Below are 12,643 nucleotides of genomic sequence, written 5' to 3' on the forward strand. Positions count from 1 at the left end.
CGCCGTACTGCTGGCTCGTCACCGTCGGTAAGACGACGCTCAATCGAGCGCTGACTTTTTTCATCGACCGAAGGCAATGCAACTGGTGGCGAGGTATTGAACCTCGTGAAATGTGGCCGTAACATGATGGACGTCTCTGTTAACGCTAACAAGATTTGGCGTCCAGCTATCGCCCCACCAGTCAGATCGTAGTCACGGGCGGGCGCCACCGACAAGGAGGCTCGATGAACCGCATCACCCGAGGTCGACGCTGGGGGAGCGTACTGGCGGCCGGAGTGCTTGTCGCCGGTGCTCTGGTCGGCCTCCGCGCCCCAGCGGCGCAGGCACTGGACAACGGGGTGGCGCGTACTCCCCCCATGGGCTGGAATTCGTGGAACTCGTTCGGCTGCAACATCAACGAGGCGCTGATCCGGCAGACGGCGGACGCGATCGTCAGCAGCGGCATGCGGGACCTGGGCTACAACTACGTCGTGGTCGACGACTGCTGGTTCAACCCCAACCGGGACAGCTCCGGCAACATCCAGGGCGACCCCACCCGGTTCCCCAGCGGGATGAAGGCGCTCGGCGACTACCTGCACGCCCGGGACCTGAAGTTCGGCATCTACCAGGTGCCCGTCGACAAGACCTGCGCCCAGTACTTCGGCGCCTACCCCGGAGCAACCGGCAGCCGGGGCCACGAGGTGCAGGACGCACGCCAGTTCGCCGCCTGGGGCGTCGACTTCCTCAAGTACGACTGGTGCTCGCCGGAGGGCAGCATCAACGACCAGGTGGCGACCTTCGCCAAGATGCGTGACGCGCTGGCCGCCACCGGCCGACCGATCGTCTACAGCATCAACTCGAACAGCATCCACGCCAAGACCGGCCCGCAGCGCAACTGGGGCGATGTGGCCAACATGTGGCGTACCACCGAGGACATCACCAACGCCTGGGACACCGGCCAGACCAACGGCTACCCGATGGGCATCCAGAACATCATCAACGTGACCGTTCCGTTGGCGTCCTACGCGAGGCCGGGTGGGTTCAACGACCCGGACATGATGGAGGTCGGTCGCGGCGGCATGAACGACACGGAGATGCGCAGCCACTTCGCCATGTGGGCGATCATGGCGTCTCCGCTGATCGCCGGCAACGACGTCCGGAACATGAACTCCGCGACGCAGACCATCCTCAAGAACGCCAACCTGATCGCGATCAACCAGGACTCGCTCGGGTTGCAGGGGACGCAGGTGTCGTTCGACGGCACCCGCCGGGTGCTGGCCAAGCGGCTCGCCAACGGTGACGTCGCCGTCGCCCTGTTCAACCAGGGTGGCTCGACGACGACGATCTCGACCACGGCCGCCGCCGTCGGCAAGTCCGGGAGCTCGTTCACGCTGGTCGAGGCGTGGTCCGGTGCCACCACCTCCAGCAGCGGCACCATCAGCGCCAGTGTTCCGGCGCACGGCACGGTGGTCTACCGGGTCAGCGGTGGGGGGACGACTCCTCCGACGACCCCGCCGCCGACGACCCCGCCGCCGGGCACGTCGAGCGCGCTCGCCAGCGCCGCCTCCGGCCGCTGCCTGGACGTTCCGAACAGCAACACCACCAACGGCACCCAGCCGGTGATCTGGGACTGCAACGGCGCCGCCAACCAGCGCTGGACCGTCAACGGTCAGACCCTCCAGGCGCTCGGCAAGTGCCTGGACGCGCCCACGAACGCCGCGGCCGGTTCCAAGGTGCAGATCTGGGACTGCAACGGTGGGGCCAACCAGCGGTGGACCGTCAACGCCAACGGCACGATCAGCGGCGCCCAGTCCGGGCTCTGCCTCGACGTCAACGGCAACGGCACGGCCAACGGCACCACGGTGATCCTCTGGAACTGCACCGCGGCGGCCAACCAGCGGTGGACGCAGCGATAGCCGACCGGGTCCGTCGACCGACCAGGTCGCGGCAGCCCACCTGATCCGGCTCCACCCCGGTGCCCGCGGACGACGCCCGTCGTCCGCGGGCACCGTCGCGTCCGCCGACCGTCCGGGCCGGTGGTGCGGCCACCCGGCGGCGGTCTTGCCCGGGGGTAGCCCCGCGCTGTGGCGGTCCGGCTTGGTGGGTCGCCTGGTCGGGCCCCCGCGCGGCGGCGGTCCGGGCCGGTGGTTCGGGACGCTCGACGGTCCCGCCCGACGGCTGTTCGCTCCGGCGCCGGTCACCGCTGTGCTCCCAGGTCCGGGCACCTCCGAGCGCTGGTCTCGTCCGTGGAGACGCCTCCGTTACGAGACCGTGACACCGGTATTTCGGATCAAGTGTTGACGTGCCGGATGTGAGCGCTAACACTACCCCGAAAGGTGACAGTTTTGGCCCCGGCACTCGACGGGGGAGTCCAGAGAGGAGAAGCCCGTGGGCAGGAGATTCCTGGTTGCTCTCGGCGGCGCTATGCTGACGCTGAGTATGGCAGCGTGCAGTGGCGGGGGTGCCGGCAGCGGTGACGACAAGAGCAGCGCGAAGCCTGGTGACCTGACCATCGGTGTGTCGATGCCGACCCAGACCTCGGAGCGGTGGATCGCCGACGGCAACGCGGTGAAGTCCAAGCTTGAGGGCAAGGGCTACAAGGTCGACCTCCAGTACGCCGGCGACGACATCCCCACCCAGTCGCAGCAGGTCGACCAGATGATCACCCAGGGCGCTGACGTCCTGATCATCGCGGCGATCGACGGCACCGCGCTCAGCAGCCAGCTGCAGGCCGCCGCGTCCGCGAAGATCCCGGTCATCTCCTACGACCGGCTGATCCGCGGTAGCAAGGACGTCGACTTCTACGTCAGCTTCGACAACTACAAGGTCGGCGTCGCCCAGGGCACCGCGCTGCTCGTCGGGCTCGGCCTGCTGAACAAGGACGGCTCGAAGGGCACCGCCAAGGGGCCGCTGAACGTCGAGCTCTTCGCTGGGTCGCTGGACGACAACAACACGCAGTTCTTCTTCAGCGGCGCAATGGACACGCTCAAGCCGTTCGTCGACGACGGCACGCTTGTCGTCAAGTCCAAGCAGACCACCCCCGAGCAGGTCGCCACCCTGCGGTGGCAGCAGGAGACCGCGCAGAAGCGCATGGAGAACCTGCTGACCTCCAGCTACAACGACGGCTCGAAGGTCGACGGTGTGCTGTCGCCGTACGACGGCATCTCCCGGGGCATCATCACCGCCCTGCAGAACGCCGGCTACGGCACCGGCGCGAAGAAGCTCCCGGTGGTGACGGGTCAGGACGCCGAGATCGCCTCGATCAAGCTGATCAACGACGGCGTGCAGAGCTCCACGGTCTTCAAGGACACCCGTCTGCTGGCCGACCAGGCCGTGAACGCCGCCGAGGCGTTCCTGCAGAAGAAGGAGCCGGAGGCCAACGACACCAAGACGTACAACAACGGTGTCAAGGTCGTCCCGTCGTACCTGCTCCCGATCGTCACGGTCTACAAGGACGACATCAAGACCGCGCTGATCGACTCCGGCTACTGGACGGCGGAAGAGGTCGCCGCCGGTCAGGCCAAGAAGTAAGCCTATCGTCGGGCCCGGCGGTCGCCGCCGGGCCCGACGTCTGGGCGTACCGTGTCCAGACCTGACGGAGGACAGTGACCATGGACGACACCATCCTCGAGATGCGTCGCATCACCAAGACCTTCCCCGGCGTGATCGCGCTGGAGGACGTCACCCTCGCAGTGCGCCGTGGGGAGATCCACGCCATCTGCGGTGAGAACGGCGCCGGCAAGTCCACCCTGATGAAGGTGCTGTCCGGCGTCTACCCGTCCGGCTCGTACGACGGCGAGATCCTCTTCGACGGCAAGCCGATGCAGTTCCGGGGCATCCGGGACAGCGAGGCCAACGGCATCGTCATCATCCACCAGGAGCTCGCCCTGGTGCCGTACCTGTCGATCGCGGAGAACATCTTCCTCGGCAGCGAGCGGCGCAACCGCCTCGGGCTCATCGACTGGAACCTGGCCAACGCCGACGCCGCCAAGTTGCTGGCGTCCGTCGGGCTGCACGAGAACCCGGTCACCCCGGTCATCCAGCTCGGCGTCGGCAAGCAGCAGTTGGTGGAGATCGCCAAGGCGCTGTCGAAGAAGGTGCGCCTGCTCATCCTGGACGAGCCGACGGCCGCGCTCAACGACATCGACTCGGCCCACCTGCTCGACCTGCTGCGGGCACTCCGCGACCAGGGCATCACCTGCATCATGATCTCGCACAAGCTCAACGAGATCACCGCCATCGCCGACTCCACCACCGTCATCCGGGACGGGCGCGCGGTGGAGACCCTCGACATGCGCTCCGACGAGGTGACCCAGCAGCGGATCATCCGGGGCATGGTCGGGCGCGACCTGGACAGCTTCTACCCCGACCGCGAGTCGTCCCCCGGCGAGGAGGTCCTCCGGATCGAGGACTGGACCGTGCGGCACCCGGTGCAGGACCGGATGGTCGTCGAGGACGTCGCCCTGTCCGTCCGCGCCGGCGAGGTCGTCGGCATCGCGGGCCTGATGGGCGCGGGGCGCACCGAGCTGGCGATGAGCGTGTTCGGTAGGTCGTACGGGCGCGACATCCGGGGCCGACTCTTCGTGCGCGGTCAGGAGGTACAGGCACGCACCGTCGCCGAGGCGATCGACAACGGCATCGCCTACGTCACCGAGGACCGCAAGAGGTACGGGCTCAACCTCATCGACGACGTCCGCCGCAACGTCTCCGCCGCCGCGTTGGACCGGCTGTCCCGCCTGGGCTGGGTGAACGGCAACGAGGAGATCAAGGTTGCCGAGGACAGCCGGCGGGAGATGAACATCCGGACGACGAGCGTCATGGCGGTGGTCGGGAAGCTCTCCGGCGGCAACCAGCAGAAGGTCGTCCTGTCGAAGTGGCTGTTCACCGACCCGGATGTGCTGATCCTGGACGAACCCACCCGGGGGATCGACGTCGGTGCGAAGTACGAGATCTACACGATCATCAACCGGCTGGTGGCCGCGGGCAAGGCGGTGATCGTCATCTCCTCGGAGCTGCCGGAGTTGCTCGGGATGTGCGACCGCATCTACACCCTCGCCGCCGGCCGGATCACCGGCGAGATGCCGGTGGCCGAGGCGACTCAGGAGAGCCTCATGGAGCTGATGACCAAGGACAAGGAGCTCGTGGCGTGACCACCATCAAGACCCCTCCGACGGAGAGTCCGGCGACTCCGGACGGCACACCCGCGGCCGCACTGCACAGCGGGACGAACGACCTGCGGGCGCTGGTGTTGAACAACCTGCGGCAGAGCGGGATCTACGTCGCCCTGGTCGTCATCGTCGCGTTCTTCGCGATCCTGACCGACGGGGTGCTGCTGAGCCCCGGCAACATCACCAACATCGTCCTGCAGTACTCGTACATCCTGGTGCTCGCGATCGGGATGGTCATCCTGATCATCGGTGGGCACATCGACCTGTCGGTCGGATCGATCGTCGCGCTGACCGGAGCGGTGTCCGCCGTCCTGGTGATCCAGCAGGGCTATCCCTGGTGGGTAGGAGTCGTGGCCGCGATCGCCGTCGGCGTCGCGGTCGGCGCGTGGCATGGCTTCTGGGTGGCGTACGCCGGGATTCCGGCCTTCATCGTGACCCTGGCCGGGATGCTGCTGTTCCGGGGTCTCACCCTCCGGGTGCTCGACAACATCTCGCTGTCGCCGTTCCCGGCGGAATACCAGAAGGTCGCGGCGGGCTTCCTGAACGGGCTGCTCGGCGGGCAGGGCTTCGACGCCTTCACGCTGCTGATCGGCGCGGTCGCCGTGGCCGGGTACGCGGTGAGTGGTTTCCGCACCCGGGTGGCGCGCATCCGCTACCAGCAGCCCGTCGAGTCGTTCCCGTTGTTCGTCGCCCGGGTCGTGCTGGTCGGCGCGGTCATCATGTACTTCGCCTGGCAGCTGGCGCACGCCCGCGGCCTGCCGATCGTGCTGATCATCCTGGCGGTTCTCGTCCTGGTCTACGGCCTGCTCACCCGGCGTACCGTCTTCGGCCGCCAGGTCTACGCGATCGGCGGCAACCTGTCGGCGGCGGCGCTGTCCGGGGTGAAGGTCCGCACCGTCAACTTCTGGATGTTCGTCAACATGGGCTTCCTGGCGGCGGTGGCCGGCGTCATCTACTCGTCGCGGTCCAACGGCGCTCAGCCCGCCGCCGGCAACATGTTCGAGCTGGACGCGATCGCCGCGGCCTTCATCGGCGGTGCGGCGGTCACGGGCGGGGTGGGCACCGTGGTGGGCGCGATGGTCGGCGGTCTGATCATGGCGGTGATGAGCAACGGCATGCAGCTGATGGGCATCGACCAGTCGACCCAGTCGGTGGTGAAGGGCCTCGTCCTGCTCGTTGCGGTCGCCTTCGACGTCTACAACAAGCGCCGGGCCGGCACGGCCCGCTGACGTCGCAACAGCACGACCGTGGCCCCTGCCCGCCTCGCGGGCAGGGGCCACGCGTCAACGTGTAGTCGGTGGGCACACCGGGCGCGCCGCGCCGCCGCGCCCGGCACGCCGGCCGCGGGCTCCCGCGCCGATGCCTGAACCGCCCCTGCAGGGTCGATGCCACCTGTCGGCGGTCCTGTAGAGCTGCCCCAGATATGGACCAGCGCCGGCCTCGTGCAGGCCCCTACCCGAGGCACACCCCGCGCCGCCCCGTATCCGGGGCAGCTCTACAGGGCACCGGACACACCCAAGGCCCGCCAGGCGGGCGACGCAACAGCGCGGCGGGGTCGAGCGCGGGAGGATCCCGCCGCGCTGCGGACGGCGCAGCGGGATCCACGCGGTCAGTGGCAGGTGCCGGTGCCGCTGTCGGTGTAGGTCTGGCCGGCCACCGGTACGAACTGCCAGTCGTAGCTGTTGGAGTGCAGGGTGAACTTCAGGAGTCCCCAGGCCGAGCTGTTGCGCGCCTCGCTGTTGGGCTGGATGGTGCCGAAGCCGTAGTGACCCGCGCCGCCCATGCCGGCGACGAAGCTGCGCATGCCCCGGCTGGCGTCGGCGCCGCCGGACGGGTTCATCGGCGCGAAGCGCTCGTACACGTGGTTGTGTCCCCACACCACGACGTCGGCGTTGTAGTCGTAGAGCGCCTGGTACAGCGGACGCGTGGACGTCGACGGCGCGTGGTTGGAGCTGGACGTGAACAGCGGGTGGTGCCAGTACGCGATCGTGCACGGCTTGCTGCTGGCGGCCAGGTCGGCCCGCAGCCACTGCTCCTGGGTCGAGCCGGCGGACATGCTGATGTTCGAGTTCAACGACACGACGTGCCAGTTGCCGAGGTCGAACGAGTAGTAGCCGCGTCCGCTCGGGCCGGCGGACGTACCGAAGTAGTTGTAGTAGCCGGTCGCGCCCGACGTGTTGTAGTCGTGGTTGCCCGGTGACGGGCGGGTGCGGGACTTGTGCCGACCCCAGGTGGGCTCGTAGTAGCTGCTGAACTGCGACGCGGTGCCGCTGTCGTAGACGTTGTCGCCGGTGGTGAAGACCGTGCCCGGGATGTTGTCGAGCAGCGTGGCGGTGGCGCTGTCGCCCGAGCCGGAGTCGGCGATGTCGCCGGCACCGACGAACACCGGATCCCCGGACGGCGGTGTGGTGGTCCCCGTGGTGACGACCAACTGCGGGGCGTCCGCGCCGCTCTCGCGCGTGTCGTAGTAGGCGCCGTCGCCGCTGGCGGAGGTCGCACCGAAGCTGTACGTCCCGTTGCCGGTGACGGCTGCCGTGACGTCGACCTCGTACCAGGTGTTGCCGCCTACCGCGCCGATGGTGCCGAGCGTGGCCCCGTCGATCGTCGGCTGGTTGTTCCAGGTGGTGCCGGTCTCCGACCACGTCGTGTTGGACATCCGGCGGAACGTGCCACCGGCATCGCTGCCGCTGTTGCCGCTGATGGTGCGCAGTCGTAGTTTGGCGCCGGTCACCGTGCCGCTGACACCGCTCACCGAGAAGCGCAGGAACGAGCGCCGCACCGGTGAGTTGTCGACCACGACCTGCGTGGACGTGCCGTAGTTGGTGGCGGCCGTGTCGCTCTGGACGTAGGTGTCGGCGACCGGCGTGAACGTCACGCTCGCCGCCGACGCCGCGACCGAGCCGGTGAGGACGACGGCGGTGCTGGCGACGACGAGCACCGCGACCGTTCCCAGCGTCAACGGTGGGCGGTTGATTCGAATGTCCATCCAGGACCCCTTCTTTGCGGGTGGAGAGCGCAAGGAATGTAGGAAGGCGGATGAACCGACGTACTGCCGTTAGATGAACAGTACGCTCGAACAACGAAACTCTTCGATGTTTGTCGCTTGTTCACCCGTCGCATGTCTGCTTGACGCCCACGGTCCCTTGCGGCCCTTCGGACCCGGTCGCCACGATGGCTGACCGTCAGTCGTCGACCCGAGGAGATGCTCGTGTACCTGTCGACCGTTTCCCGACCGGTCGCCGACCCGCCCGAATCCCGGCCACGGCGCCGGCGGCTCGCCCTGGTCAGCGGCAATGTCGTCGCACTCGGCACGGTCAGCCTGATCACCGACATCTCCGCCGAGATGGTGGCCGCCGTCCTACCGCTCTATCTGGTGCTGGGCCTCCAGCTCAGCCCGGTGGCCTTCGGCGTGCTCGACGGCGTCCACACCGGTGCCACCGCGCTCCTGCGGGTCGTCGGTGGGTTCGCCGCCGACCGGTTCCGGCGGCGCAAGCTGATCGCCGGCATCGGCTACGCCCTCTCGGCGGTCGCGAAGCTCGGCCTGCTGCTCGCCGGCCGGTCGATACCCGCGATCGGCGCGGTCATCGCCGTCGACCGGCTCGGCAAGGGTGTACGCAGCGCCCCGCGCGACGCGCTCATCACGCTGTCCACGCCGCCCGAGGCGCTGGGTCGGGCGTTCGGGGTGCACCGGGCGATGGACAGCGTGGGGGCGTTCCTCGGGCCGCTCGCCGCGTTCGCGGTGCTGCTGGTCGTCGGGCAGTCGTACGACGCGGTCTTCGTCACGAGCTTCTGCGTCGCCGCGCTGGCCGTCGTCGTGCTCGTGCTCTTCGTCCGGGAACGCCCCGCCGAGCAGGCGACGGCCGGCCCGGACGAGCCGGCGGTCTCCGTGCGGGAGGCGTTCGGACTGCTGGGCGGGGGACCGGCTCGCCGGCTCGTGCTGGCCGCGGCGATGCTCGGGCTGGCCACCATCGGCGACGGTTTCGTCTACCTGCTGCTGCAACGCCGCGAGGACCTCGGTCTGCGCTGGTTCCCGCTGCTCGCGGTGGGAACCAGCCTGGCCTACCTGCTGCTCGCCGCCCCGCTGGGCGTACTCGCCGACCGGATCGGCCGGCTACCGGTGGTGCTCGGCGGCTACACCGCCCTCGGGGCCACGTACCTGCTGCTGGCCGGTCCGGTCGACGGATGGCCGCTGATCGTGCTGACCCTGGGGCTGTACGGCGCGTTCTACGCCGCCACCGACGGTGTGCTCATCGCGCTCGCCGGACCGGTGCTGCCGGCGCGGCTGCGGACCACCGGCATCGCGCTGGTGCAGACCGGGCAGGCCCTCGCGTACCTCGTCTCCTCTGTCCTGTTCGGTCTCGCCTGGCAGGCGTGGGGGCCGGAGGCGGCGATCCGCGCGGCGGCCGTGGCGGTCGCCTGCGTGCTGGTCGGCACGCTGCTCCTGCTGACCGCCCCGTCCCGTCTGATCACCTGGAGGGTGCCCCGATGACCGCGTTGTCGACCCGAGCGAAGATCGGTGTGGTGGTCGCCTCGGCCGTGCTGCTGGGCAGCGTGGCGGCCGGTTACGTGGCCATGGCCGCGGAACCCACTCCGACGCCACGCCCTGCCTCCGGCGACCAGGCGGTCACCCTGACGCCCGGCCCGCGCCTGCTGGCCCTCACCGACCGGCACCTGTCCACCGTCGCCACGGCCGACCCCACCGGGCCTCGCACAGTCTCCGGCCTGGAATGCCTGCGGGTGTACGCCGCGGCCGGCACCGGTGTCTGCCTCAAGCAGGAAACCGCCTGGTCGTACCAGGTCGTCGTGCTCGACGCGGCGCTGCGCCAGACCCGGACGATCGACGTGCCGGGCCTGCCGAACCGGGCCCGGGTCTCGGCCTCCGGCCGGATGGTCTCCTGGACGACGTTCGTCGGCGGGGACTCCTACACCGCCAGCGGCTTCTCCACCCGTACCGGGATCCTCGACACCACCACCGGCGCCACGGTGACCTCGCTCGAAGAGTTCGCCGTCACGCGGGACGGCCGGAGCTACCGCAGCCCGGACGTCAACTACTGGGGCGTCACCTTCACCGCCGACGACAACCGCTTCTACGCGACCATGTCCACCGGGGGCAAGCGCTACCTCGTCCGCGGTGACGTCGCGGCCCGGACGGTCGAGACGGTGATGGAGAACGTCGAGTGCCCGTCGCTGTCACCCGACGGCACCCGGATCGCCTTCAAGGAGGCCGTCGACGCCGACCCGGCGAAGGGCTGGCGGCTGTCGGTCCTCGACCTGGCGAGCATGCGGGTCACCGCGACGGCCGAGAGCAGCAGCGTCGACGACCAGGCCGCCTGGCTGGACGGGCGGACACTCGCCTACACGAGACGCCAGAGCGACGGCCAGCCCGACGTCTGGAGTGTCCCGGCCGACGGGTCCGGTACGCCGAAGCTGACGATCCCGGGCGCGGAGTCACCGGCACCGCTGAGCTGACGGTCCGGCTACCAGGCGGCCCGGACACCTGACCGCCGCGGTGCCGTACCCCTTCAGACTCGGCGTTTGCTCCTCGGGTTGGCGCGACGAACTCGACCTGGTTGATGTCCGCCGACGAGTTGCGCCGCCTGAAGGCGCGGGGCACCAGGGCGAGCTGACCCCGTTGACCCGGGTCGGCCGACCTCTCCCGGTCGGGGAGGGGTCAGCCGGCCCGGGGTGGCCGCTCGTACCGGACCAGGGCGGTGAGGAGGGCCGCCAGCAGGCCGAGGGCGGCCAGCGCGGGCAGGATCCGGGCCACCGGCAGCAACAGGAGGACGACGCCGATCGCGGCGAGATGGCCCAGCGAGCCGCCGACGGTCAGCCGGAGGAACAGCAGACGACCGATGAGGTAGAGCGCGGCACCGCCGTAGAGCACTGTCGTCGCTGGCCATCCCATCGGCTCCCCGGCGGGGTGCCGAGGCTGATCCGTCAGGTTCGCGAGGATCAGGTGGATGCCCAGGGCGAAGTAGACGACCCCGGCGACCAGCGGCAGGTGCGCCAGCGTGTACGCGTCCGACGCCAGTTGCTGACGGCGGCGGGTATTCGGCGAGGCCGAGGTCAGCACCTTCGCGGCCTCCGGGGCGACGCCCACGAAGTAGAGCCACCACAGGCACACCGTCGCGGCGAAGCCGAACACCGCGGCCACCAGCACCGGCCAGACGATCGTGGCCCGGCCCACACCGGCCCCGGCCGACAGCAGGGACTCACCGAGCACGATGATCAGCACCAGACCGTGGCGTTCGGCGAAGTGCGCCCCGCTGCGGACCTCCCCGAAGCTGGCGGCGGTGGCGATCCGGCCGCCGCCGTAGTCGACGAGGAACGCCACGGTCCACAGCACGGTCTGCGCGGTCCCGCCGAGGACGGCTCCCACCAGGAGCGGGACCCAGGCGAGTGTGGTGGACACGGCGAAGCGCAGGGTCTGCCGGCGGTACTGCGGGTTGCCGGACGAGGCGTAGGTCATCAGGGTGAGGTGCACCCCGCGGACCGCGATGTAGGCGATGGCCAGGGTGAGCGGCGGGCTCAACGCGCCGTCGTGGCGCTGCCAGGCCTCCGGGATCACCAGGGCGGCCACGAAGATGGCGGCCATCGCCGCGAGCATTCCGGCCAGCACGGGGCCGTTGTCCGCGCGGACCTGATTGCCCAGCCAGGCGTAGCAGCTCCACGCGTACCAGAACCAGAGCAGGAGCAGCAGCCCCTGGTAGAGGGTGAGCGGACCCAGCGACTCCGCCATGAAACCGATGAGCCGCGTCAGCGCGAAGACCAGGACCAGGTCGAAGAAGATCTCGAAGGTGGTGGCCCGGTGTGCCTCCTCGACCAGCACCGGCCGGGACCGGCGGATGCGGCTCATCCGCCCATCCTGGTCGGTGTCACCCCTCGTCCGGGGGCCAACGGTCAGCTCCGCCGGATCAGGCGAAGAGCAGGTCGAGGTGGGCGTCCAGCGCGCCCAGCGCCTGCTCGGCGGTGTACTGCCCACCCAGCAGGTACACGCCGAGCCCTTCCATGAGCGCCAACAGTCCGGCCGCGGCGGCGTAACCGTGCCGGTCGGGCAGGACGCCGGCGATGAATCCGGTGAGCTGCCGCGTGCCCTCCCGGAGGCTGGGCGCGGCGGCCGGACGTACCGCCGTGTAGGCGAGGAACGCGAGCGCCACCCGCCCGTCGTCACGGGTCCCCTCGTCCAGGGGCAACAGGGCGGCGAGCATCGTGCGCAGCAGCAGCCGGGGCGGTGGGTCGTCACCCAGTCGCGCCAGCGCCTCGGTGACCCTGATCTGGCTGCGTTCCCGCACCACGCTCAACGCGAACGCCATCATCTCGTCCTTGGTCCGGAAGTAGTGCTGGACCATCCCGGCGGACACCCCGGCCTCGGCGGCCACGTGGCGGAGGCTGACGGCCTCCAGGCCCTGATCGGCGGCGACCCGCATCAGCGCGTCCGCGATGAGGGTGCGTCGCTCCTGGTGGTCGACCTTCTTGGGCATGGCCTCGATCGTTTC

9 protein-coding genes are annotated in these 12,643 nt (G+C 69.5%); 6 read left to right on the plus strand and 3 right to left on the minus strand.

Annotation, left to right across the window (positions count from 1 at the left end; genetic code table 11):
• Positions 1-224: 224 nt before the first annotated feature.
• From AB0C25_RS22450 to mmsB, 4 genes are all read left to right on the plus strand, one after another.
• The gene (locus AB0C25_RS22450; RefSeq protein WP_357376040.1) at positions 225-1,895 is read left to right on the plus strand and encodes an alpha-galactosidase; all 1,671 of its coding nucleotides are present in this window, start codon (positions 225-227) and stop codon (positions 1,893-1,895) included.
• Positions 1,896-2,367: 472 nt separating this feature from the next.
• Positions 2,368-3,510 (plus strand): multiple monosaccharide ABC transporter substrate-binding protein, encoded by a 1,143-nt coding sequence (gene chvE / locus AB0C25_RS22455; protein ID WP_357246116.1) that lies wholly within the window; start codon positions 2,368-2,370, stop codon positions 3,508-3,510.
• A gap of 80 nt (positions 3,511-3,590) precedes the next feature.
• The gene (mmsA, locus tag AB0C25_RS22460) at positions 3,591-5,129 is read left to right on the plus strand and encodes a multiple monosaccharide ABC transporter ATP-binding protein (RefSeq protein WP_357376042.1); all 1,539 of its coding nucleotides are present in this window, start codon (positions 3,591-3,593) and stop codon (positions 5,127-5,129) included.
• Positions 5,126-6,376: a multiple monosaccharide ABC transporter permease gene (gene mmsB / locus AB0C25_RS22465; protein ID WP_357376044.1), complete on the plus strand. Its 1,251-nt coding sequence runs from the start codon at positions 5,126-5,128 to the stop codon at positions 6,374-6,376. Before mmsA ends, mmsB begins: the two co-directional genes overlap by 4 nt.
• A gap of 380 nt (positions 6,377-6,756) precedes the next feature.
• On the opposite strand, the gene AB0C25_RS22470 is transcribed toward mmsB, so the two are convergent.
• On the minus strand, positions 6,757-8,133 hold the full coding sequence (locus AB0C25_RS22470; protein ID WP_357376046.1) for a DNRLRE domain-containing protein: 1,377 nt from the start codon (positions 8,131-8,133) through the stop codon (positions 6,757-6,759).
• 216 nt (positions 8,134-8,349) lie between these two features.
• Between AB0C25_RS22470 and AB0C25_RS22475 the strand changes: the two genes are divergently transcribed.
• Together AB0C25_RS22475 and AB0C25_RS22480 are read left to right on the plus strand one after the other, a co-directional pair.
• Entirely contained in the window at positions 8,350-9,636 is a 1,287-nt protein-coding gene (locus AB0C25_RS22475; protein WP_357376048.1) for an MFS transporter, read from the plus strand.
• A complete protein-coding gene (locus AB0C25_RS22480; RefSeq protein WP_357376050.1) occupies positions 9,633-10,616 on the plus strand; it encodes a hypothetical protein in 984 nt (327 codons plus the stop codon). The genes AB0C25_RS22475 and AB0C25_RS22480 overlap by 4 nt, the downstream gene beginning before the upstream one ends.
• 202 nt (positions 10,617-10,818) lie before the next feature.
• Here AB0C25_RS22480 and AB0C25_RS22485 read toward each other — a convergent pair whose 3' ends face one another.
• Both AB0C25_RS22485 and AB0C25_RS22490 read right to left on the minus strand, forming a co-directional pair.
• Positions 10,819-12,003, minus strand: a complete 1,185-nt coding sequence (locus AB0C25_RS22485; RefSeq protein ID WP_357376052.1) for a low temperature requirement protein A — start codon at positions 12,001-12,003, stop codon at positions 10,819-10,821.
• A 58-nt stretch (positions 12,004-12,061) separates the two neighbouring features.
• Positions 12,062-12,628: a TetR family transcriptional regulator gene (locus AB0C25_RS22490; protein ID WP_357376055.1), complete on the minus strand. Its 567-nt coding sequence runs from the start codon at positions 12,626-12,628 to the stop codon at positions 12,062-12,064.
• Positions 12,629-12,643: the final 15 nt, after the last annotated feature.

Origin of the sequence: Micromonospora sp. NPDC048839 (assembly GCF_040649915.1) — a bacterium.
GTDB lineage: Bacteria > Actinomycetota > Actinomycetes > Mycobacteriales > Micromonosporaceae > Micromonospora.

What these genes read in the sequence shown, in the direction of transcription:
- AB0C25_RS22480 (WP_357376050.1), top strand. Translation starts at nt 9,633, where the DNA reads ATGACCGCGTTGTCGACCCGAGCGAAGATCGGTGTGGTGGTCGCCTCG.
- AB0C25_RS22450 (WP_357376040.1), top strand. Translation starts at nt 225, where the DNA reads ATGAACCGCATCACCCGAGGTCGACGCTGGGGGAGCGTACTGGCGGCC.
- AB0C25_RS22485 (WP_357376052.1), bottom strand. Translation starts at nt 12,003, where the DNA reads ATGAGCCGCATCCGCCGGTCCCGGCCGGTGCTGGTCGAGGAGGCACAC.
- AB0C25_RS22475 (WP_357376048.1), top strand. Translation starts at nt 8,350, where the DNA reads ATGCTCGTGTACCTGTCGACCGTTTCCCGACCGGTCGCCGACCCGCCC.
- AB0C25_RS22490 (WP_357376055.1), bottom strand. Translation starts at nt 12,628, where the DNA reads ATGCCCAAGAAGGTCGACCACCAGGAGCGACGCACCCTCATCGCGGAC.
- AB0C25_RS22470 (WP_357376046.1), bottom strand. Translation starts at nt 8,133, where the DNA reads ATGGACATTCGAATCAACCGCCCACCGTTGACGCTGGGAACGGTCGCG.
- mmsA (WP_357376042.1), top strand. Translation starts at nt 3,591, where the DNA reads ATGGACGACACCATCCTCGAGATGCGTCGCATCACCAAGACCTTCCCC.